Annotated in this window: 24 protein-coding genes; 4 read left to right on the top strand and 20 right to left on the bottom strand. The window is 27.0% G+C overall.

Annotation, left to right across the window (positions count from 1 at the left end; genetic code table 11):
* Positions 1-5 precede the first annotated feature (5 nt).
* The 6 genes from ruvB to HMPREF0216_RS10245 form a co-directional block, all read right to left on the bottom strand.
* Positions 6-1,037: a Holliday junction branch migration DNA helicase RuvB gene (gene ruvB, locus HMPREF0216_RS10270; RefSeq protein ID WP_040419643.1), complete on the bottom strand. Its 1,032-nt coding sequence runs from the start codon at positions 1,035-1,037 to the stop codon at positions 6-8.
* A 13-nt stretch (positions 1,038-1,050) separates the two neighbouring features.
* On the bottom strand, positions 1,051-1,656 hold the full coding sequence (ruvA, locus tag HMPREF0216_RS10265; RefSeq protein WP_005213999.1) for a Holliday junction branch migration protein RuvA: 606 nt from the start codon (positions 1,654-1,656) through the stop codon (positions 1,051-1,053).
* A 229-nt stretch (positions 1,657-1,885) separates the two neighbouring features.
* Positions 1,886-2,299 carry a hypothetical protein gene (locus tag HMPREF0216_RS10260; protein ID WP_005213998.1) on the bottom strand — a complete coding sequence of 138 codons (414 nt, stop codon included), beginning with the start codon at positions 2,297-2,299 and terminating at the stop codon, positions 1,886-1,888.
* 191 nt (positions 2,300-2,490) lie between these two features.
* A complete protein-coding gene (locus HMPREF0216_RS10255) occupies positions 2,491-3,108 on the bottom strand; it encodes a hypothetical protein (RefSeq protein ID WP_005213997.1) in 618 nt (205 codons plus the stop codon).
* Positions 3,109-3,192: 84 nt separating this feature from the next.
* Positions 3,193-3,339 (bottom strand): hypothetical protein, encoded by a 147-nt coding sequence (locus HMPREF0216_RS10250; RefSeq protein ID WP_005213995.1) that lies wholly within the window; start codon positions 3,337-3,339, stop codon positions 3,193-3,195.
* 236 nt (positions 3,340-3,575) lie between these two features.
* Complete coding sequence (locus HMPREF0216_RS10245; protein WP_051040702.1) at positions 3,576-5,414, bottom strand: 5'-nucleotidase C-terminal domain-containing protein; 1,839 nt, start codon at positions 5,412-5,414, stop codon at positions 3,576-3,578.
* Between the two features lie 337 nt (positions 5,415-5,751).
* Here HMPREF0216_RS10245 and HMPREF0216_RS10240 point away from each other — a divergent pair, with 337 nt between their 5' ends.
* The gene (locus tag HMPREF0216_RS10240) at positions 5,752-6,252 is read left to right on the top strand and encodes a QueT transporter family protein (protein ID WP_005213992.1); all 501 of its coding nucleotides are present in this window, start codon (positions 5,752-5,754) and stop codon (positions 6,250-6,252) included.
* 413 nt (positions 6,253-6,665) lie between these two features.
* Here the strand turns inward: HMPREF0216_RS10240 and HMPREF0216_RS10235 are convergent, their stop codons facing one another.
* The 8 genes from HMPREF0216_RS10235 to HMPREF0216_RS10205 form a co-directional block, all read right to left on the bottom strand.
* Positions 6,666-7,829 carry a DUF262 domain-containing protein gene (locus HMPREF0216_RS10235; RefSeq protein WP_005213990.1) on the bottom strand — a complete coding sequence of 388 codons (1,164 nt, stop codon included), beginning with the start codon at positions 7,827-7,829 and terminating at the stop codon, positions 6,666-6,668.
* A 368-nt stretch (positions 7,830-8,197) separates the two neighbouring features.
* Positions 8,198-8,749 carry a hypothetical protein gene (locus HMPREF0216_RS10230; protein WP_005213988.1) on the bottom strand — a complete coding sequence of 184 codons (552 nt, stop codon included), beginning with the start codon at positions 8,747-8,749 and terminating at the stop codon, positions 8,198-8,200.
* A gap of 20 nt (positions 8,750-8,769) precedes the next feature.
* On the bottom strand, positions 8,770-8,895 hold the full coding sequence (locus tag HMPREF0216_RS17920; RefSeq protein WP_267955918.1) for a hypothetical protein: 126 nt from the start codon (positions 8,893-8,895) through the stop codon (positions 8,770-8,772).
* A 142-nt stretch (positions 8,896-9,037) separates the two neighbouring features.
* Positions 9,038-9,952, bottom strand: coding sequence for a tyrosine-type recombinase/integrase (locus HMPREF0216_RS10225; protein ID WP_005213984.1), 915 nt, complete (start codon positions 9,950-9,952; stop codon positions 9,038-9,040).
* A 207-nt stretch (positions 9,953-10,159) separates the two neighbouring features.
* Positions 10,160-10,900 (bottom strand): YebC/PmpR family DNA-binding transcriptional regulator, encoded by a 741-nt coding sequence (locus HMPREF0216_RS10220; protein WP_005213983.1) that lies wholly within the window; start codon positions 10,898-10,900, stop codon positions 10,160-10,162.
* Between the two features lie 100 nt (positions 10,901-11,000).
* On the bottom strand, positions 11,001-11,651 hold the full coding sequence (locus tag HMPREF0216_RS10215) for a YigZ family protein (RefSeq protein WP_005213981.1): 651 nt from the start codon (positions 11,649-11,651) through the stop codon (positions 11,001-11,003).
* Complete coding sequence (pdxR, locus tag HMPREF0216_RS10210; RefSeq protein ID WP_005213979.1) at positions 11,639-13,051, bottom strand: MocR-like pyridoxine biosynthesis transcription factor PdxR; 1,413 nt, start codon at positions 13,049-13,051, stop codon at positions 11,639-11,641. Before pdxR ends, HMPREF0216_RS10215 begins: the two co-directional genes overlap by 13 nt.
* Before the next feature lie 148 nt (positions 13,052-13,199).
* Positions 13,200-14,285: a DUF8173 domain-containing protein gene (locus tag HMPREF0216_RS10205; protein WP_040419639.1), complete on the bottom strand. Its 1,086-nt coding sequence runs from the start codon at positions 14,283-14,285 to the stop codon at positions 13,200-13,202.
* Positions 14,286-14,362: 77 nt separating this feature from the next.
* Between HMPREF0216_RS10205 and HMPREF0216_RS10200 the strand changes: the two genes are divergently transcribed.
* Together HMPREF0216_RS10200 and HMPREF0216_RS18260 are read left to right on the top strand one after the other, a co-directional pair.
* Positions 14,363-14,680 carry a hypothetical protein gene (locus HMPREF0216_RS10200; protein ID WP_040419637.1) on the top strand — a complete coding sequence of 106 codons (318 nt, stop codon included), beginning with the start codon at positions 14,363-14,365 and terminating at the stop codon, positions 14,678-14,680.
* Between the two features lie 41 nt (positions 14,681-14,721).
* Positions 14,722-15,225: a CPBP family intramembrane glutamic endopeptidase gene (locus HMPREF0216_RS18260; protein ID WP_005213976.1), complete on the top strand. Its 504-nt coding sequence runs from the start codon at positions 14,722-14,724 to the stop codon at positions 15,223-15,225.
* A 163-nt stretch (positions 15,226-15,388) separates the two neighbouring features.
* On the opposite strand, the gene HMPREF0216_RS10190 is transcribed toward HMPREF0216_RS18260, so the two are convergent.
* The 3 genes from HMPREF0216_RS10190 to hflX all read right to left on the bottom strand — a co-directional run bounded on the left by HMPREF0216_RS10190 (position 15,389) and on the right by hflX (position 19,323).
* Complete coding sequence (locus HMPREF0216_RS10190; RefSeq protein WP_005213975.1) at positions 15,389-15,583, bottom strand: hypothetical protein; 195 nt, start codon at positions 15,581-15,583, stop codon at positions 15,389-15,391.
* Between the two features lie 127 nt (positions 15,584-15,710).
* Positions 15,711-17,204 carry a glutamate/gamma-aminobutyrate family transporter YjeM gene (gene yjeM, locus HMPREF0216_RS10185; protein WP_005213973.1) on the bottom strand — a complete coding sequence of 498 codons (1,494 nt, stop codon included), beginning with the start codon at positions 17,202-17,204 and terminating at the stop codon, positions 15,711-15,713.
* Positions 17,205-17,526: 322 nt separating this feature from the next.
* The gene (gene hflX / locus HMPREF0216_RS10180) at positions 17,527-19,323 is read right to left on the bottom strand and encodes a GTPase HflX (protein ID WP_005213972.1); all 1,797 of its coding nucleotides are present in this window, start codon (positions 19,321-19,323) and stop codon (positions 17,527-17,529) included.
* A 522-nt stretch (positions 19,324-19,845) separates the two neighbouring features.
* On the opposite strand from hflX, the gene hpt reads away from it, so the two are divergent.
* Positions 19,846-20,370: a hypoxanthine phosphoribosyltransferase gene (gene hpt, locus HMPREF0216_RS10175; protein ID WP_005213971.1), complete on the top strand. Its 525-nt coding sequence runs from the start codon at positions 19,846-19,848 to the stop codon at positions 20,368-20,370.
* 191 nt (positions 20,371-20,561) lie between these two features.
* Here hpt and HMPREF0216_RS17125 read toward each other — a convergent pair whose 3' ends face one another.
* The 3 genes from HMPREF0216_RS17125 to yunB form a co-directional block, all read right to left on the bottom strand.
* A complete protein-coding gene (locus HMPREF0216_RS17125; protein ID WP_157464284.1) occupies positions 20,562-20,735 on the bottom strand; it encodes a hypothetical protein in 174 nt (57 codons plus the stop codon).
* A gap of 258 nt (positions 20,736-20,993) precedes the next feature.
* A complete protein-coding gene (locus HMPREF0216_RS10170) occupies positions 20,994-21,770 on the bottom strand; it encodes an Ltp family lipoprotein (protein WP_051040697.1) in 777 nt (258 codons plus the stop codon).
* 1,404 nt (positions 21,771-23,174) lie between these two features.
* Positions 23,175-23,849: a sporulation protein YunB gene (yunB, locus tag HMPREF0216_RS10165; protein WP_005213968.1), complete on the bottom strand. Its 675-nt coding sequence runs from the start codon at positions 23,847-23,849 to the stop codon at positions 23,175-23,177.
* Positions 23,850-23,903: the final 54 nt, after the last annotated feature.

Below are 23,903 nucleotides of genomic sequence, written 5' to 3'. Positions count from 1 at the left end.
ATCTCCTAACTTTCAAAAAAACTAGTTTGTCTTTTTAAATCTTTTTTTCCTCTTGTTCTACCTAAATGCTCATAAGCTTTATCTGTAGCAGTTCTTCCTCTAGCAGTTCTTACTATAAAACCTTTTTGAAGAAGATATGGTTCATAAACATCTTCAATAGTTCCAAGTTCTTCCCCTATAAAGTAAGATAATGTTTCTATACCTACAGGTCCACCATTAAAATTATCTATAATAGCTTCTAATATTTTATTATCTACCCTATCAAACCCTTGAGCATCTACTTCTAAAAGTTCCAATGCAGCTCTTGCTTCCTTATAACTTATTAAAGAATCTGAGTAAACTTCTGCATAATCTCTAACTCTTTTTAATAATCTATTTGCTATTCTAGGTGTACCTCTAGATCTTCTTGCAATTTCATAAGCTCCCTCTTCTGTAATATTACAACCTAAAACAAAAGCTGAACGAACTATAATTTCTTTAAGTTGTTCTTCTGTATAATAAACCATATCACAAAGAACTCCAAATCTATCTCTAAGTGGCGAAGTAAGCATACCTATTCTAGTTGTTGCTCCAATTAAAGTGAATTGTGGCAAATCTAATCTTATAGACTTTGCTGCAGCACCTTTTCCTATTACAATATCTAAAGCATAATCTTCCATTGCAGGATAAAGAATTTCCTCAACACTTCTATTTAATCTGTGTATTTCATCAATAAATAAAACATCATTATCTTTTAAAGTAGTAAGTATTGCTGCCAAATCTCCTGCTCTCTCTATAGCTGGCCCAGAAGTTATTTTTAAATCTCCACCCATTTCTTTTGCAATAATATTTGCTAATGTTGTTTTACCAAGCCCTGGAGGCCCATATAAAAGAACATGATCTAGTGCCTCTTCTCGTCTTTTTGCCGCTGTAATAAAAATATTCAATCTTTCCTTAACTTTATCTTGGCCTATATATTCATTTATCCTTTGAGGTCTTAAACTTAATTCACTATTTCCATCTTCCAGCATCTCATCTGGAGTGATAATTCTTTCCAAAGCTATATCACCTCTATCCCATAAGTACTCTTAAACATTCCTTAATAATATTTTCAACACTTTCATGTTTGTTAACTTTCTTTAATGCACTTTCTGCTTCCTTTTCTGAATATCCAAGCGCTAAAAGTGCTCCTAATGCTTCTCCAACTGCATTATTATTAGCTGGTACTATATCCTCAAAGCCCTCTTGAATATTTACATCACTTACTACATCATCTTTCTTAATCTTATCTTTAAGTTCTAATATAATTCTTCCTGCAGTTTTCTTACCAATACCAGGTGCTCTACATAAATGTTTATCATCTTCCATCATAATAGCATATTTTAAATTATTAATTCTACTTATAGATAAAAGTGACAATGCAGCTTTAGCTCCTACCCCACTTATAGAAATAAGTAATTTAAACATTTCAAGCTCTTCTCTATCTTTAAACCCATAAAGGCCTATAAAATCTTCTCTTACTATTTGCTCTAAATAAAGTATCACATCTTCTGAAACTTTTGGTAATTCAGCCATTGTAGCTCCTGAAGTAAATATCTTATAACCTATACCATTGTTTTCTACAATAACATAATCCTTGTTAATGCCTATATATTTTCCCTTAATATATTCGTACAACTAACCTTCCCCCTCTTATGTCTTAACTTTGACAAAGACTTTATCCATAACACTAAACTTTTTTAGTATTTTTTAGTTATTTTAATATTTAAGTCTATCTTCTACTTTAACATTTAAATTAGTTTTTTTCAACAATAAAGAAATATCTGTTCTCTTAAAATCATAAAAAAACAAGAAAAGCAAAGTTTCACCTTTCTTGTTTTTTTATGATTTTTTATTAAATAAAATTTTATTTAAAGAACTCACCATATGGTTCTAATATGTCTAAAGCTTCTACATCATTAAAAATATTATCCACTCTATAATCATATATATTAAAATTTATTTGTGATGACATTAATTTAGATATAACTTCTTCTTTCTCTTCATCAAATACTAATTCTTCTTGAATTTTTTCAATTATATCTAAAGTATTGTATACTTTACATTCACCTTCACCTGCTCCGAGGTTTTGACAAATCGTATTAAAAAACTGATCACTACTATCTGTCAAATCATTTAATTCGAATATATATTTTGAATTATGAACTTTTTTATCATAATAAATATTTATATATCCTTTTGCTATTTCAACATCATCAAATCCCTTTACATCTCCATTAGGCATTACTAATAAATATTGAAAGCTCGGTATAATACTCATATCTTAGCCTCCTTTACTTTATCTTCAGTTTTATTTTCTCCTCTTTAATATAATGTTATACAAGCTTTCTCTTCCTTTACTATATTCCTTTTCCTTTATTATATAAATTTAAATGTATAAATAAATAATTTATATTATATTGCTTATACTTATTCTAATTTTCTTGTTGTTTACATAAATTTTTTTGTGTTTTAAGAAATATAGGCAGTCAAGCTTTCTTTCGCCTCTTCTTTAGTATCGAAACAATTTTTAAATTCTTTTATTCTCTTTAAATCCTCTTGATCTTGCAAAAAACTTATAGGTCTACTATTCTTATATATATCATCTTCACTTTCTATAGTTAATTTGCCTTCACTATCACTTTTATAAATTGCAAAATAACCATCTTTTTCACCAATATAGTATTTATTTGGTTCTACAACAACCATAGTATTTTCTTTTGAAAATACTAATTTTGAATCTAAAAGTTCTTCCAATTCATATCCTTCGGCTAAAAAGAAATTCACTATAAATTGTTCATTTATATCACTATCTATAGAATTTTCCGCTTTAAATTCTAATACGCTTTGCTCTTTTGTTACTATACCATCATCCATTAAAACTATTTGTATTTCATCACTTAAAGCTTGAGTATTATTATATACTGTCTTTTCTTCGCTTTCATATTCATTATTCATTAACTTATCTGTTACAAAATAAGTTCCAAAACCAACAATTAAGAAAATCACTAATATCAAGACTGAAAGTTTAGCTATTTTTTTATTATTATTTTTTAAATTATTGCTATTTTTATCGAAATAATTATTCATAAACATCACTCCTTACAAATAATCATTTCCACATTTAGCCTTTTTATTCAATTTTATAAAAAAAAGCTTAGATTTCTCTAAGCTTCACCATTCAATTGTTAATATACTATATTCTTCATTTTTTAAAGAAACTTTATACCCTTCCAATAACAGCCAATTAACAAGATTCATTATCATTTCACTCTCTTCTTCGTCAATAGCTAAAATTGCACTTATTTTACTTACCCCCATATCTTTTCCAATTTTAATATTTTCTAAAATTTTGTTTTTATTTTCTTCAAATCTATCTTTTATTTCATTATTTTAAAACATCCATTTCCTCCCCCTTTATTTAAAAATTATTTTCATAAAACTCTCTCATTAATATATATATAGTATAAATTTATGAAAATTATTATTTTTTTATAAAAAAACACCTATATAAGTGTTAGTTTTTAACTTTTCTTATATAGGTATAAATTTAAAATTTATGCAATATCTTCTTTTTTCTTAAACATTGTAACTCCAATACCAACCATTGCTAATGACATTACAACAACTTGTGCTGACGATATTGGTGCTCCAGTATTAGGAAGTGTATCCCCTTTACCTGCACTTACATTTTCATCTTTTGATGGTTGTTCTGGTTTAACTTCTGAATCGACTTCTGGCTTAGTTTCTGGTTTAACCTCTGGTTTTTCTTCCGGTTTTTCTTCTGGTTTAACTTCTTCTGATGGAGTATCTATTGTTGTATCTTCACCATCAATTAATAAGTTGTAATTTAACTCTTTAATACCATTTTCTTTCCAATTGTTTATTACTACGTCTCTCATTTCACCAATAATAACATCATCAATATATCCATCAAAATTATAACTATCTCCACCAGTCATTAAGAAGTCAATACTTGTTAATGTATAATATTCATCATCCTTAACTTTAGTTCCATCTGATAATCTCATAGAAGTTATTTCTTTTGTTGCTGAATCATACCATACTGTTAAACCTGAGTATTGTCCCCAACCAAATCCTTCTGGAGCTATTCCATGTTGAATTAACTCTTTTAACTTTGCCCCTGTTACCTTCATTGTAACTACATTATTGTCAAATGGTAGTATTGTATACATGTCACCTAAAGTAATTTCTCCTTTACTTAATGGTGCTCTAACTCCACCACCATTAACAATTGCAACTTGTGTTCCACCTGCTTCTCTTATAGCTTCTGCTATAGTTACTCCAAGTGGTGTAATTCCTTCATTTCTATCATGTGCTAAATCAAAATCTAAATCTACTATTTTTTCAGCTAAAATAGGTGATAATTTCTCATTATATTCATTTATTATAGTTTCTATATTAGCATCTACTGGAAGATTCTCTTCATTATATAATTCTCTTGTCTTAGCTTCTATATCTACTATATTTTTATCATCATCTAAAGTGAACTTTACAGAAGATAATCCTCTTCCATTATATCCAGCTTGAACAACTGGAACTTGTTTACCTGTTATATTATTTGTTACAAAACCATCAACAAATTTATGATTATGTGCTGCAATTACAGCATCAACATCTTTTGCATTTTCTCCAATTTCAGCTGCCTCTCCTGTAATTGTTCCATCTACATTTTCTGTAGCTGGTGAATGTGTTAATGCAACAACTATATCAGCACCTTCTGCTCTAACAATTTCAGAATATTTATCTAATGTTTCAACTATATCTAGGAATTTTAATCCAACAACATTTTCAGCTTTTGTACTTGTTAATGTTTCTGGAGTTGCTATACCTACAAGTGCTATTTTAACTCCATCAACTTCTGTCATTACATAGGCTTGTGCATAGTTTGGTAATTCTCCAGTAGCTTCATCTATTAAATTTGCTGCTACAAATTTAAATCCTGCATCATCAGCCCATGGTTTAATTTTATCTGCACCCCAGTCATATTCATGATTTCCAATAGCTGATGCAACTATACCAATTTCTTTAATCATTTCATTAACTGGCTCACCCATTAATATGTTTGAAATAGCCGTACCTTGATACATATCTCCACCTGATACTGTTACTACTCCATACTTATCATCTTCTACATCTTTAGCTTGATACTCTTTTATAACTCCTGTTAATGTTGCAGCTCCAACATTTTTCCCACTAGCTAAAACATTTCCGTGGAAATCATTAAAGCTTAAAACCTCTATTATTTGTGTAGTTATTTCATTTAACTCTTCTTGATTTTCTGTTGCATTTACTAATTTTGTAGGAGTTATTAACCCTACAGATAACGTAAGTGCTGTTAAAAGTGAAATTATACTTCTTTTGTTTTTTATCATTATTATCCCCCTCATTTTTAGATGAATATTTTTGCCATCTTTTTCTTGCTCTATTGCCATTTTATACTACACGAATATTTTTTGCAATACTTTTATAATAATTCGTATATTTTTTATTTCTTTTTGTCGTTTTTTATCAAATTTCACCCTAATAACACACTCACTAAAACTTTATCATTAAAGTGTTTTACTATCAATTTTATTGCCTTATCGTATATTTTAATGTATAATTTATCATTGAAATATAGACAGTTCGGGAACCTCCTGTCTCTAAACAAAACTAGGTAAAATATTTATGCCTTAGGTTCCTAATAATAATTATTAGGAGGTTTTTCAGATGAAAAACAATTTAACAAAAAGACTTACTAGAACTGCAATAATTGCAGCAATCTATGCAGTAGTTACTCTGGTAATTGCACCATTTGCTTATGGGAATATTCAATTTAGAGTTTCTGAAGTGTTAGTATTACTTGCATTATTTGATCCACTATATATAGGAGGATTAACACTTGGATGCTTAATTGCAAATCTCTTAGGCCCAAATGGTCCAATGGATGTAATTTTTGGTACATTAGCTACTTTTATAAGCGTTTATGCAATTTATTTAACAGGTAAAATCATAAAAAATTACAAAGTTAAATTATTAATAGCTTCTATTTGGCCAACAATATTTAATGGTATTATTATAGGACTAATGTTAAATAAATTATATGCATTACCACTTTGGCTTACTATAGGTGAAGTTGCAGTTGGAGAATTCGTAGTAATTACAATTATAGGAGTGCCATTATTCTTAGCAGCTGGTTCAAGATTTAAAAAGGCAATAACGATGAAATAAATTTAAGGACAATCCCTTTTAAAGGATTGTCCTTTCTTAAATTATATGTTCTATTCCTATTTTCTCTAAATTACTAATACAAAATTCATAATCAAACTATTTTTTCAAATACATTATAAAAAAAAATAAAACATCTATTAGTTATGTTCTTTTTGTAACATATTACAAAATTATGTTATAACTAATAGACATCTTATTTAATGATTTATATTAAAATTTTATTAAATATTATTCATCCCAACCTTCAGGGAATTCTGCATTGTGGTAGACTTCTTGAACATCACAGTTCTTTAAAGTTATAATCTATATTTTACTAGGTTTATGCCTACTTTTAATTTCAAAGCATATTAACAGTTACCTTAACTAAAAACATAAGTAAAAACATAATTATTATATTATAATATAGGCAATATTTAGAGACTTATTTCTTTTTTTATTATTTCAACTATTAAATTTGAAGTGCTTCTAATAATTGTTGGTCTGGTTGTTGATGCATTAGTCTTTTCAAAATCCCCTTTAGTAAATCCTGTTTTTATAGCATTGAATATTATATTTGAATATTTATCTATTCTATAATCAATTCCACTACTCTGAATATACTTATATACTATTGTTAAAATCATTAAAATACTTACTTGACACTTATAGTTCTTTTTATCAACATTTTTATATATTTCCTTGGATAATGGATATTGAATCCCCCTCTTACAGTAAACACAATCTAGCATATTTAAAAAATCTTCAAATGTTGTTTTAGCTAAGTTAATTGCTGATTGAGAAGTTGAATAATCTAACATAGATACTTCTTCCATAAATTTATCTGCATAATTAGATGAGGAATAAAAGTCATCATTAACTCCATATTCATATAAACCTAAAAACACATAGAACTCCTCATGTATTGTTTTATTTTGGAATCTACTATTAGAAATATTCATTACATTCTTTACTAAAGATTCATTTCTAATTTCCTCTAAATACTTTTGAACCCATGAATCAAATTCTGATGCAAATACTATTCCTCTCATTTCTTGTCCAGTTAATGGGTTTCCACCTCTATTATATCTTTTAAATATTTCCCATTCTAGCTCTGGATTATTTTGTACATGTATATTCTCAATAACTAATGTCTTCTGAAAATTAAGCTCATTTTTTATTTCTGTTGGTAAATCTTCAAACTTCATATTATTATATTCTTGTAAATGTTCTAATCCCTTAAGTCTATACTTACCACATAAGAATCTATAAACAGCTCTCAGTCTGTGTTGTCCATCAATTACATTAAAATAATGTATATTACTTCTAGAATTAGAAGCAGTATATATTGTTGGAATTGGAATTCCTAATAATATTGATTCCATTAATAAACTTTCATCTTCTTCATTGAATTTATAATCCCTTTGATAGAAAGGTTTTAATTTTATACCTCCAGCTTCCCCTTTTTCTCCCTTTTCTATTAATTCTTTTATTGATGATAAATTGTAAGTGGATGTATTAGATTTTACACTCCAATCTGCATTACTCATCTTTTTACTTTTAACTTGCTTAACAGCATCCTCTGGTATTATAAGTGCCATATTTCACCCTCCATTATTATGTAACTCAGTTATATTATAACACATTAATATATCACTACACTACAAATCTTTATATTGCAACATCTATATTTCAATACTCTTATTAAAATCTTATAATATCACAATTCACATATTATTTTGTTTTATATTATGTTTCATTATGTCTTATAAACTAATAAAAAAATATATACTTTGTTGCCATTAATGAAATTAATGCAAATACTTCTTCCTTAATTATTTCTTTATTTATGTTCTTTGTATTATAGTTCTTTATAGAGTACATGTAGTGACTATTTAAATTACACTAAATCTTAGTAATTATAATTTATACCATTCTTAATATACTTATATATCATTGTTCAATTTATTTAAATATCAACAAAACAACCAATTTTTCCATTATTAGTATTTACTAATAGTGGCAATGATTTTCTATGTGAATATTTTTCTTCATCTTCATAGTAATAAATACTCCCTTTTCCTTTAATTAATAATTCATTAAATTCTTCCTCTGATAAATTCTTTTCTGCTTCACTTAATGAAATTTTCAAACCTTGTATATATGTTGGTTGTAAGTTCATAACTTTATAAGAATTTGCTTGTTTTATTAAGTTATTTCCTGTTCTTATTTTTTTGATATATCCATGTTCCTGTAATCTTTTTAATACTTTCTTTGCTTTTCCTAATGAAAAATTCCCCCTCTTTGCTAACTGCTCTGCTGATAAAAAGAAAATATCACCCATACCTTGACTATTATCTTTTTTATTAACACACCTAATAATATATATCAGTGCCATTCTTTCATAAACATCTAATTCAATATGTTCACCTTCATCAAATAACCAATTAGGAACCATAAAATACCCTTCTTGTCTATCACTATATTTTTCACCTTGTTCTAAATACAACACCTTTTCCATTTATAAACCCTCCACTATACTTATTGTTTAATACTTTTTAAAAATTCCTCAACACTATAATCAATTCTTATACCTGTTTGTTCATCAACAAAATAAACATCTAATATTATTTCATTTTCTATATCAATTACATGAACTAACTTCATATCTTTCATCCCCCTACATAGATTTAGGTTCAAAGACCTTAAATAACTGTGACTACCTTTTACATAAAGATAAGTTACTTGATGCTATAAATTTGTGACATAAAAAAGACAATGAAACTTAATTCATTGCCTAAATACTATTTTATTTAATTCTTAAATTCATTAATGGACTTGTTTTAACACTTATTTCAACAATATTTCTATCTTCTAATCCCTGTAAATATCTTTTTGTTATACTTATATTTTCATGTCCTAATAATCTGCTTAATGAATAAACATCTAATCCATTTCTTAATTGTGCTTGTGCAAAATAATGTCTGCAAGTATGTGGTGAACATCTTATTTCACTTCTTATTTTAGCTTCCTTGCCACAAATCTTTACTATTCTTTCAACTGCTTCACCTGTCATTCTTTTACCCCTATATGATAAGAAATAGGCATCATCCTTTATAATACTATCTTTAATGTATTCTTCTCTTGCTCTTTCATATCTTATCATTATCTTTTTAAGCATTGGACTTATTGGAACTACCCTTTCCTTTCTTCCTTTACCTTTAATATAAATAACAGTATCCTTTATATCTAACATACCTAATGTACAAAGTTCAAGGTTTCTAATTCCTGTATCAAATAAAACTGCCATTATACATTTATTCCTTGTTTCAAGATAATTCTTATAGGTGTACACCCCTAGCATCCCCTGTACTTCATCATCATTAAAAGTTTTAATTACTGTTCTTTTTTCCCTTTGCCATTCTACTTTTAAAGCTATATTTCTGTTTATATATTCTTCCTTATAGCAATACTTAAAAAATGCCCTTATATTCTTTAATATATTATTTACATAAACAGAACTTCTTCCTTTACTTAATAAATACTGAAAATACTTTTTAATATGGATATGGTTTATTTCCTCTAATTCAAAAATTTCAAATTCTTGTTTACAGTATTCCATAAACTTTAAAATATTGTTCTTATACCCCTTTATTGTTCTAGGTGTATAATTCTGCACCTGTAATTCAAAAATAAATTCTTTTACAATATCATCTACTAACATAAATAAAAAAGCCACCTTTCAAAAACAAATTATCTGTTAATCTGCTTTGAAAAGTAGCTTATAAATGAACATCATAGTGAAAACTATGCTTTTTGTTAACATTTATCATAATGAATAGGATTTTTACCTACTTCATATTACTTTTACCTTCTGTAAAACATATTGTAAAAACACTGCTAACACTGAATATTACTGCATTTAACAGGATTATTCATCCCATCCTTCTGGGAATTCAGCATTGTGGTAAACTTCCTGAACATCATCATCATCCTCAAGTAAATCTAACATTTTTTGGAATTTCTTTGCTGCATCTTCATCAATTTCAGTATATGTATCTGGAATCATTTTAACTGCTGCTTCTAAGAATTCTAATCCTTCTGCTTCTAAAGCTTCTCTTACTGTTCCAAAATCATCTGGTTCAGTTGTAATTATGAATACTTCTTCTTCATCACTATTGAAATCTTCAGCTCCTGCATCTAAAGCCATCATCATTAATTCTTCTTCATCAAGGTCTCCCTTTTCTATAACAATTTCACCTTTTTCTTGGAACATGAATCCTACACATCCTGTAGTTCCCATATTTCCACCGCCTTTAGTGAAAGCACTTCTTACATTACCTGCTGATCTATTTTTATTATCAGTTAAAGTATCAACTATAACAGCAACACCTGATGGTCCATATCCTTCATATACTATTCTTTCATAATCTACTGCACCAAGCTCTCCTGAAGCTTTCTTTATAGATCTTTGAACTGTATCATTTGGCATGTTAGCTGCTTTTGCTTTTGCTATTGCATCTCTTAATTTAGGGTTGTTATCAGGATCTGGTCCTCCATTTTTAACAGCTATCATTAACTCTCTACCTATTTTAGTAAAGATCTTCCCTCTTTTTGCATCAGCTTTACCTTTTTTGTTTTGTATATTATGCCATTTTGAATGTCCTGACATTATTTCATCCTCCTAAATTTATAAATTATATTAAATAAAATCGATTATATTATACCATAAGAATTATTATTTAACAATTTTCCTACTTTATTGTCATATATTATTCTATTATTTTATATAATCTATTTTCTTCCTTAAAGTATATTTCTGGTTTAGTTTTTTCTATAATTATTTTACCATTACTAGCTTCTGTTGCAACTTTTTCAATTTCTTCTGCAACATATTCCTCTGCTAATATCTTAACTACTACCTTATCTGTATATTCAGTATCTTCTATATGCCAATTATTTTGAGCACAGAAATATTGAACCTTACCTATCATATCATACTCTAAATAAAGTGATACACAAACGCCTTGCACCTTTTCTACCACACCTGCTGCCTTTAAAGCTATAGATGCTCCTTTTGTATATGCTCTTGTAAGTCCACCAGTTCCTAATAGTATTCCACCAAAATATCTAGTAACTACTACAGCACAATCTGTTATATCTGATTTTTTCATAACTTCTAAAATCGGAATACCTGCAGTTCCCTGTGGCTCACCATCATCACTATACCTTTGAATCCCCATATTTTCACCTATAACATATGCCCAACAATTGTGTCTTGCTTGTTTATGCTTAGATTTTATTTCTGCAACAAAGGCTTTTGCTTCTTCTTCATTTTCAACTCTTTTAGCATATCCTATAAATTCTGATTTTTTTTCTATAAAACTATCTTCCCCATATTCTCTTATTGTTATATATGCCACTTCTCTAGTTCCTCCTTAATTAACTGTATTCCTCTTTTTATTTCCTCTTCATTAACCTGTGAAAATCCTATTTTAAAATACTCTTCTCCAACAGTAGATCCTCTATAAAAAATAACACCTGGTGTAATATAAACATTTCTTTTCTTTAACTTATAAAACAATTCTTTAGATTTAATATTCTTATTCTTTAAATGTAAATAAAAACTTAATCCTCCTTTAGGTGGAGTGAAGGTTATATATTCATAAAGTTCTTCATTTATTATATTTTTCATAATATTGTATCTTTTTATATATTCACTTTTTAAATCTTCTATATAATTAATCCAATATCCCTCTTTAATATACATTTCTAATGCTCTTTGCATTAATGTAGATGTTGCTATATCTGTATTAATTTTAGAATTTTGAATACTCTCTCTAAACTTTTCTGGAGTAATTATATATCCAAGTCTGATTCCAGGCAAAAATATTTTAGAAAAACTTTTTATATATATTACTCTATCATCATTATCTAATGCTTTAAATGGTTGATGCTTTAAATCATCACTAAAAATTAATTCTGATAAATAATCATCTTCTATAATATAAAAATCATACTTTTTCGCAAGTTCTAAAATTTTAACTTTCTTTTCTAAACTATAGCTTATTCCTGTAGGATTTTGAAAATAACTCATTACATAAAAACATTTTATTTTGTTCTTTTTTAATATCTCTTCAAATTTCTTTATATTTATTCCATCCTCTTCTATTGGAATCTCAAAAACATTAGCTCTTCTAAACTTAAATACAGATAATGCACCTGCATAAGTTGGTCTTTCAACTGCCACATTATCATTAATATTTAAAATTGCTTTTGATGCTATATCTATCCCTTGTTGAGCGCCTGAAACTATAAGTAAATTATCAATATTTAATTGATTTTCCCAGAAAATCTTATTAATAGTATCTCTTAAATTTGTATATCCAAAAGGCTCTTCTTTGATTAATGCTTCTGCACCATCTCTATCTAAAACTGCGTTTATAACATTCTTAAATTTTTCTATTGGGAAATTAACTTCTTTACTTCCCTCTCCTGTAAAGTCAATTATCTCATTATTTACATTACTTTTTATAAATTTAATTTCTTTTGAGTATTCTTTTTTAAAGTTATCTACCAGCTCTCTCTTTTTTGCAAATGTGCCTGAACCCATTTTTTGATAGGCATATCCTTCGCTTTTCAACTTATTGTAACAGTTTACTATAGTGACGTTATTAACACTTAATTCTTTTGATAATTCCCTTATAGGAGGAAGTTTATCTCCATCCTTAATTACATTAGAATTAATAAGTTTTTTTATATTTTCTGCAATTTGAACATATTTTGGTTCATAATCATTAAATTCAATATGATATCTCTTCATAAATTTCTTTTTATCCCCACAAACAAATTTAAATTGTATTATTACAATTTATTATAAAAAATAATACTTCTTTGGTCAATTGAAAAAGAGTTAAGACACACATAAAAGCACATCTTAACTCTGATACTTAAGTATATTTTATACTAATCTACATGATTTCTTTTGAAGTGATACTTGAAATTAAATTTTGTATAAATACTCCTAATGATAATAATACACAAGCAAACAATACAACTCCACCAACATATGGTATAAACATAATAACTTTTATAAAAATAGTGCCTATTAATGCTGATAAATATAAATTCATGTTTTTAAAAATAATTTCACCTAAAACTATACCTGATACTACCGGTGCTAAATAAATTAAAACACCATAAATAATTAAAGCTATAAAAGCTATAGGTATTCCAATAATGGTTATACATACCAGCAATGCTAATATAGGTAATATAATCAAAGTAGCAAACCCAATTAAAAACGGTAACCATGGCCTATCTATTGTATATTCTTTAGCTTTAAATAAATATCTTTTACACATCAATACTAGTAACAGTGATAATATTAACGCTGTAATTAAACTTAAAATTTTTTCAATAAAAAATGCTCTATTATAAGTATCACTTTTATTCTCATATTCTTTACTTAAAGTAAATTCTATTTTATCACTGTCAAACTCACCTAATATAGTTGGCTCTGTACTTGCTTTAACTTTAATTTCGCCATCGACTTTTGTATTTTCACCTATTATCAACTCATTACATTCAATATTGACATTTCCATATATAATCCCATTTAAATTCACTTTATCAGCACTTATAAATACATCCTCTGCTTCACCTAAAAATTCTACTTCACCTGCTGATACATATACTCCATTAGCACTAGTACCTTCTTTAATATTTATAGTTGCACCTATAGCAGTAATATTTCTATTAATATTACCTCCTATATTCACAGTTGAACCTGCAAGCCTTACACTTCCTCCCACATTTTCTACATAAATATCTAATGTATTTCCTGCAACAATAACATCACCAGCAACATTACCACTTAATTTAATTCCATTTCCAGCAATATAGGCATCCCCTTCAATATCTAACCTTTTATCAACTTCTCCATCTGCCACAAATAAATTTTTCGCACTATTAGTAGATTCTGCAAATGCTTTGATTGAAAAACAGCTTACAAAAGTTAATATCAATACCCCCACTAAACACCTTTTTAACCTCATAACTTCCCCCCATTTTATTATTTTACATTATATGGTAATATTATATTATATTATTTTTCTTGGAGGTATTATTTAAAATGAAAGAAAAAATAAAAAATATTTTTACAGTTATACTCTATATTTTATTTATATTTTTAATTCAAATATTAACAGTTATTTTATATGAAATTATATATACACTGTATTTATTAATCTACAATAAATCTTCCATTTTAAATTTACCAAACATTCTCAATAATGTTGCTATAGAAAATATTCTTTATATAAATTTAATTGCATATGTTATATTTTTTATCACCATTGCTATTATTTATTATATTCATGGTAAAAAAATCACTGTAGATATTTCACTAATAAATACCAATAAAAACACTTTATTACTGACTGTTTTTTAGGAGTATCTATATTATGTATTAACATAGGCTTCTTAGGAATTTTGAATTCATCTACTTTCTTTTCTAATATTTTGGAAAATTTCAATAGTATAATCAATATTTTAACAATAAGAGGTTTACCTGAAACTATATTAATTATTGGTATAATAACACCTATTGCTGAAGAGCTTTTGTTTAGAGGTTTAGTATATAATACACTTCTAAAAAGTTTTCCTATATTACCCACAATTTTTATACAAGCATTTTTATTTGGCATATGTCATGGTAATATTATTCAATGTATTTATACTACATTTTTAGGAATTGTTTTTGGTTATTTAATTTATAAAACAAAATCACTTTATTCATCTATTATTGCTCATATCTCTAACAATTTAACAGCTATAATAGTATTCAATTTTTTACCTAAAAATATAAATTCAATATTAACTTATGTGCTTTTTATAATTTTAGGTATAAGTTTTACTCTACTATTTCTTATTATATTAAATAAAAATAATAAGAGCCGATTTAAAATGGATTCTATTCCATTTAGTAATTTATAAATAAAATTAATCTAAATATCTCACCACTAATTTATTTAACTGAAATTACCTCCAAACTAATGCAAGTACTAAATATAACTTAAATAAATTTTAAGTATAAACAAAAAGTGATGATATATTATTTTTGAAATATTATATCATCACACTTATTATAATTTAGTTATTATTTATATAAGTTATCTTCTATTATTTTATTTGCAATTAACCCTATATTAACTTCTCTAGTATCCATATATACATCAATTATTCTATCAACCAAAGTAACTTCTACATATTCTATAAACTTCCCATCTTCATCTGTATAAGTTATAATATCATAAGTTATAATATCATCTTTTAATTGTTTTTTACTAATCATTTCTTCCTCCTAGTACACTCTATATTAAAATTTTTAATCTCCTTATATCCTATCATATAAATAAAAATGACTCCATACAAATTGCATAGAGTCATTTACATCACACTTTAAGTTTTATTTCTAATTATTAATAACTATATTTTCTTTCATATATAGTTATTAATATAAATGCAATTATTCCAAATACTATAGGTCCAGCTAATTGGAAACCAGTTGAAATATAATCCTTACTTTCAATTGCTGGTTGTATTATTGTAAATATGTTTGCAAATCCAACTGTAACTATTACAACTACGGCCCAGAATGTAGCCATTGTCTTACTCTTAAAGAATATGAATGGTTTTTTAATATTATCATTTTTCTTAAAATATATAAATGCTATAGCTAAGAAAACTGTAGGTATAGTCATAGAAACATTACCCATAAGTATTAAATAATCTAAGAACATTGTAGATTTACCACTTGTTAACACTGCAATCATTATAATAGCAACAACTGTTATACATTGAACCCACATAGCTCTTACAGGCATGTTATTTTCATTTAATTCAGTCCATTTCTTTGGCCAAATTTCTTTTGGTGTTCCTTCAATTAATTGCTTAAGTGGTGAGTAAATTAATGTAAAGAATGCTCCAAGTAATGCTAAAAACATAGCTAAACCTATATATCTAGCAAACCAAGTTCCCATTATTTCTATTCCTGCTTGTGAAAGTCCAAATACTTTTCCAAGTTCAACTCCAAGATTTTTAATTACTACATAAGAAACGTTAGCCATTCTAACATCTGGTGATGAAAGTACTGCATCCCAATTTGTAAATAATCCTACCATTAATATCGCTAAAGAATATCCAACACCAATAACTATTGCTGATATTTTAATTCCTCTAGGGAATGTTACATTAGCATTTTCAGTTTGGTCAACAAGACCTCCAACTGCCTCTAATCCACCATATGCAAATATAGCAAAAACTAAAAATCCTAATACTGCTAAAACTGATCCATAAGCTGGATTTGGTGAATGTGTAAATTGTGCTAAGTTTAATGGTTGTGCTGCTTTAAATCCATTGGCAAAAAATACTATTAATGATCCTACTATTAATAATACATTGGCACTAGTTACAAAAATTCCACCAACAGATGCAACCTTTGATATACTACTCATTCCCTTTGATGATAAGAATGTTATTAATATAACAAAAATTGCACCTAAAATACCTAATGTTTGCGTAGAGCTCAATCCAAACATTTCCCATGTTGATGTTTTATCAACACCAAAAATTAAATTTGAAAGTGGAACCCATATTGATGAAGAAACACTTACCATCCATACAATATAAGATGTAAACCACATGAAAGTTCCTATGAATGCAAACTTTCTTCCAACTGAGTTCTCCATCCAAGAATAAATTCCACCTTTTTCTTCCTTATATGCAGCTCCAAATTCTGCCATCATAAATGCATATGGTATAAAGAATGCTATTGCACCAAATATATACCATGGAATAGCTGAATATCCCATAAGAAAGAATGCTCTTGGAATATTATTAAACCCAAATACAGACGTAAAAATCATAAGTATTAAGGCTATCAAAGTCATTTTTCCTTTGTTTTGTTTACTCATTTGTTTTTCTCCTTTGTTTTATTTATTTCGACAAATTACGTCATACTATATAATATCAGATTTATTTTATATAGTACAATATATTATTTTGTTATTTAAATAAAAATACAATTAAATTAACCTTAATATAAATCTATTTTTAATATTCGGATAAGATTATTTTTTTCAATTATAAATATTTTATCCTTTATTTTATAAAAATGTCCTATCTTTTTCTTCATGATATTCAATTGAAATTAAATATATAAAATTACTTTAATTAAATCTTATATATATTAATAAAAATACTCCTTAAAACAATTTATTTTAAGGAGTATTTTTATTATGCTATTATATTTACAATATAATCTTTAGTTTTATTATAACTTTCATCATCTACTTCAACAATCATAAAAGTTCCATTTTCCCTATAATCTTCTTCTAATACTCTTCCATTTCTATGCAAGAATGATGATATATCACTTTTATCATATGGTATTAAGAATTCACATTTTTTCATATTATAAGGTAAGTTTTCTTCAATTAAATTTAGAAGTTCATTTAAATTTATTCCTTCTCTAGCTGAAATTTCAATAGTATTATACTCAGCTGTTGCTTCTTTAACAGTTGCTATTTGTTCTTCTGTAGCTTTATCAATTTTATTTAATACTAAAATAGTATCCTTATCTTTTGCTCCTAATTCAAACAACACTTCCTCTACTGCTTTTATTTGTTCTAATGCAGTATCACTTGAAGTATCAACGACATGACATAAAAGATCAGAGTATATTACTTCCTCTAGTGTTGATTTAAATGCTTCAACTAAATCATGAGGTAATTTTCTAACAAATCCTACTGTATCTGTTAATGTTATTACACCTTTGTTTTTAAGCACTATAGCTCTAGTTGTTATATCTAAGGTAGCAAAAAGCATATCTGCTTCAAATACTTTTTCCTTACCTATAACTTCCTTTTGTGCAGCAACATCACAAAGGGCATTTCTTAAAGTAGATTTTCCCGCATTAGTATATCCAACTAATGATACTTTTGGAATACTTTCTTTATTTCTCTTTTCTCTTTGAGTTTCTCTTATCTTTTTAATTTTTTTAAGTTCATCATTTAAATCATAGATTTCTTCTTTTATATGTCTTCTATCTGTTTCTAACTTCTTTTCACCTGGGCCTCTAGTACCAATACCACCACCAGTTCTAGACATAATAGTTCCAAGCCCTTGAAGTCTACTCATTCTATATTTAAGTTGAGCAAGTTCTACTTGTATTTTAGCTTCTCTACTCTTCGCTCTTCTTGCAAATATTTCAAGTATAAGCGTTGTTCTATCAATTACTTTAGCTCCTATTGCTGCTTCAAGATTTCTAACTTGTGATCCCGAAAGTTCATCATCAAATATAATTACATTTGCTCTTAATTTTTGTCTAAGTTGAGCAATTTCAAGAACCTTTCCTCTTCCTATATAAAATGCTGCATCAATTTTACTTCTGCTTTGATAAACACTTTCAAGTACTGGTATATCACAAGCTTTAGTTAATTCCTTTAATTCTTCTAGGCTTTCTCTTGTATCTGAACCTACCAAAATAGCTTTTTCGCCCTCATCTTCAATTATATCTTTCTCCTTTATTAGAGAATCAATATAATTTATTTTATTTAATATATGAATCTTACTTAAATCTTCTAAAGCTATATTTTGTATTTCTTCATAATCTAACTTATCATCTAATACAGTTAAAAGACCTAATGAACAATCTAAAATTTTTCCTTCATAAATTCCAATTGCTACAATAGCATCTAATTTTAGCTTTAATAATGCACTTATATCAAGGGCAGATAGGTTACTCATTCCATTAGGATGAGTATGAATTATCCTAACACCTGCTAATTTTTTTTCTCTTATATCTAATGTTTCAATTTCAACTGATGTTGAGTCACCTATTGCAATACTTCTTATATTTCCTCTTCTATCTATAGCCACACTTACTTCTCTTTCAATAAATGCTGAAACTCTAGATATTGTTTCTATTATATTTAAAGAGCATACTTCATCTTTAGGACATTTTGCCTTATAAAGAGCTTCTAACTCTTCTAAAGCTGACTTTTTAACTCCATCTATATTTCCATATATCATCTTTTCACCTCATTTTAAGACTTTAAATATATTATTTAAATTTATTATAATTATATACAAATAACTATATATTAAGTAATTTTTCATTTTATTTTATCCTATTCCAAAGTAAATGTAAACATAAGTGAAACTCCAAATTTTAATTTGGTAAGTTGAACTTACTCATTCGACGATTAGGAGAAGGAGTTTCCTATTTGTATTTAATTTTATATTTGGTTACTGGAACTTACTCCTTTGACGTTTAGGAAAAGGAGTTTTCTATCTCTATTTAGTTTTAACTTTTAAATTTCATAGTTCAATATTAAAATTCACATATAATATATTTATTAGCGATAAAAACCTTCTTTAATTTATACTAAATTTTCAAGTTAACAATTTTCGCTAAATAAATGTAATATTTGACTATATCTTAAATTTTAAGTTGCAAATTTTGAAAATTATTGTTAATATTTAAAATAATATTATTAATAATTTTTCTTTCATATATTATAAAAATTGTATTGTATTAACGGAGGTTTTGACATGGAAGATAAGAAGCGTAATATTCTTTTTTCTCAAGAACAAATTCAAGAAAGAGTTAAAGAATTAGGTAAGCAAATAACTAATGATTATGAAGGTAAAGAAATTTATGTATTACCACTTTTAAGAGGAAGCTTTGTTTTTGGTGCTGATATATTTAAAGCTCTAGATTTAAAAGCAAAAGTAGGATTTATGACTACTTCAAGCTATGGTCATAGCGAAGTTAGTTCTGGTACTGTAACTGTTGTTAACGACATTCCTGACAACATAGAAGGCTTAGATGTTTTAATAGTTGACGATATAATCGATACTGGTTACACAATGGAATTTGTTATAGATCACGTTAAAAAACTTGGTGCAAAATCAGTTAAAACTTGTGTTTTATTAGATAAACCTTCTAGAAGAAAAGTTGATTTAAAACCTGATTATTGTTGCTTTGAAATTGACGATTTATTCGTAGTTGGATATGGATTAGACTACGAAGGTTTCTATAGAAATGTTCCTTACGTATTTAATTGGGAATCATAAAAAATAACAATACGTTAAAAGCTAGTTATATCAATAGTTTAACTAGCTTTTATTTTATATGTTTTTATGCCTTTGTGTACATTTTGTATCCAATGGAATTATTTTTATGCTGCTAATCAACCAACTCTCCAACTTCCCTTATGCTCTCATTTAAAACTTGATAATTTTCAATATCAGTTCTAAATATTCTATTATATCAGCAGAAAAATTTCTATATCATCAATACTTATTCCATCTTCATCAGTTGCTTCTAATGTTTCTTGTATCTCAATATCTCTGATTTCACCTTCTGTATTACCTTTGCTGTTACACCCATTAAATAAAACTACTCTTCCTATAAGAGAAGCAATTAAAATCCTCTTCATCATATTTCCCTTTTAATTAATAGATTATATGAACATAATCCCTTATTATTCAATCTTTCCTATATGCTCCCGACTAACAATATCTTTTTAATTAACGACGCCTCCTTTTAATTTATTTTAGTCGTCAAACTTAAAATACTTTTCCAAAGGAGGCCTTTTTTATTCACTCATAGCTAGAAACTTTCTGGAACTACAGGTCGAACCTGTGGTATTATAAACACAAAAGAACCTTTTAAAAAGAGTTCTTTCTATATTTTTTTAATAACCAACACTACTTAAACCATATTGAATTTGTTCATCTGTAAATCCTTCATATTGTAATTGTTGATATAATCCATCTCTACTAAATGCCATATAATCCATGTAGTTTTTAGCTGTTTTAGCGCATTGTTGATTCCAATCTACATCAATATTATCTACTGCGTAAGTCGCTGCTTCTGTAGAATATCCTTCATATTCCAATTGATGGATTAAACCTGACCTGCTAAATGATGTAAAGCTTAAATAGTTTTTAGCTGTTGCTATAGCATTAGTCTTTTCTATTAAATTAGCTTTTTCTTGTTTTTCTTTCTCCTCTTGTTCTTTCTTGGCTTGTTCTTCTTGTGCTTTTCTCTCTTCTTCTGCTTTCTTTTCAGCTGCAGCTTTTTCTTCAGCTTCCTTTTTAGCAATTTCTTCTTCTTCCTTCTTAGCTTTTTCAGCAGCTTCTTTTTCAGCTTTTTCTTTAGCTATACGTTCTTCTGTAGCTTTATTTACTTCAACTATTTTCTCATCTACTAATTTCTTTTCTTCCTGATCTAAATCTAAATAGTCTTTAGCTTTATCTACTTGTGATTGTAAATTCTTAATAGTCTTATCATCTTCTACATCTTGTTTTTTTAATTCCCCATATTCAGTTTCTAATTCCTCATATTCAGTTTCTAATTCACTATATTTAGATTCCAATTCTTGATATTCAACACTTTCAGTAACGGATTCACCGCATCCTACAAAACCAACTACGCTTAACACTAATAAACTAACAAATAATTTTTTCATAAACAATCCCCCATTCATTTATAAAATTTAATTTTTGCTAGCTTTTGTTTATTAGTTTATGTTCTTGTTGTTTAGGTTCTTTAAAATTTAATTTCCTAACATTTCATTATATGCTTCTTCCTAAACATTTGACGATACCTTTTTTAACAAAATAATGTTCATTTTCAATAATTGTAATCCTCAAATTCACATCTAATTAACATACATTATTATCTGCTCAAAAGATAAATCAAATATTCTACATCTGTAGCTTCTGTTAATAATTAAGGATTATTCAAAGTACGCAAATCTTTGCTTAATACCATCTTTAATCTATAGTGCTTTTGTATTTATGCTGACAGCATTTTAAATTATATTTCCATTTTTCAAAGTTATAATCTGTTAATTTACCAATTCCCAAAAATCCTTTTCCACTTTTAACACCTACTCGTGCAATACTGTTTTATTAATATCTTTGTCATACCTATTCCCCTTAAATTATTAAACTTGAATTTTATAATAACTCTTTAGCAGTTAGCCCAAATGCTTTTGCAATAGCTTATATTTTTTTAACTTGGACTGTTTCTATCTTATAAATAAAACTCTCATTGAACTATATTCAGTTTTCGAAGAACATCCATTTGTTAAATTAATTATCTCAACATTTAGAAGCTTTGCATATGAACTAAAGCTGACATGTTTTAATTAAATTGTAAGTTATTATTTTAATTTCACTAATAACTTTGTAACTTGCTTCTTAAGTTAATTATCATACTTTTTTATTGTTTGCTTGGAATAATTTACGAGTAGATAATATTACCAACAGACAGTTCAGATGAAAGCATTGAAAATACTAGCTTTGATCATTATGTTGCCCAGCAGAACATCCATCAGATGACCTACTCCAAATAAATGAAATGCTTATCCTAAATTCATAAAATGGCTCTATTGCTAGCTTTTTAACATATTAATGAAAACATCACATACGATAGAAAAAAAGTCCAAACTCTTAATTTGAATCTTATTTAAGTTCCAGCCTCTCCTTCAAAACTACTTATATCAATGTTTTTCAGACTTTTAATCTTTAGTACTTATATAAGTACTAAAGATTAAAAGAACTAATATAAGTACTTCAACTATGGTTGAAGGATATTGTTGTTTTTTATCTTTTATAAGAATTAAAAGAAGAATCTTCTCAAGTCTTAAATGATATTTTAGAGTGGTTTCTACTGCTCTATTTTTGTGTGCATTTTGTATCGAAACAAATAATTTGATACAAATTTATTCAATGATAAATAACATTAAATAATATGTTAAGTAACTTTACATAAAAGCTAATAACATTAGTTAATTTTTAACAACATTAAAATTCTCTAAGTATTTAATTGAGAATCATAAAAAAGTGGCAAAAGCCACTTTTTTATTTTAATTATTACTATTCATATTTATAGCTGTATCCGGAATCTTACCAACAATTATAGTATCTGAAACTGGAATTTGACATGTAACATCAATATCCTTACTTTTAAATGGTACTACAATTCTCATAGTAGTTTTTACATCTAAATATATCTTATGTCTAGTTTGATTTATTCCTGCACTTTCAAATACAGATTCATATGATGTATTTATGGCTCCAACCTGCTGAATCTTAACTGTTATTTTAGGTCCTAAGTTGTAAAAAAGAACGTTATTAGTTATATACCCGAATGGAATTTTCACACTTAAATCATCTGAACTTTTTAATCTTTCATTACATTTTAAAACAACTTGAGATGCTAAAGAATTTTGCTTTACTGTATCTGATCTAACCATTGTAATATTTCCTTCTAAGTCTTTATCAATATGTATAATATCATCATAATTAAAGTTTTCAGAATAGACCTTTACACTTTCTTCATTAATTATTTTTGAAACTTCTGCCTTCATTTCAATTTCTCCAACACTTAATACCATAGGTAATATTCTTTTATTGATTAAATATAGAATAAAATTCATTAATATTATTAACATTATTAGTAGAATTAACTTAAATGGAAATGGTCTCTTTTTAGGTTTAAACTTTGGAATACTTTTTTGTCTTTGAGTATAATATTTCATCTAACCACCTAGCATAGTTATTATTTTACTATTACAATTAATATGCTATAATAT

This window comes from Clostridium celatum DSM 1785 (assembly GCF_000320405.1).
Lineage (GTDB): Bacteria > Bacillota > Clostridia > Clostridiales > Clostridiaceae > Clostridium > Clostridium celatum.
This window is presented reverse-complemented; position numbering and strand designations above follow the sequence as displayed.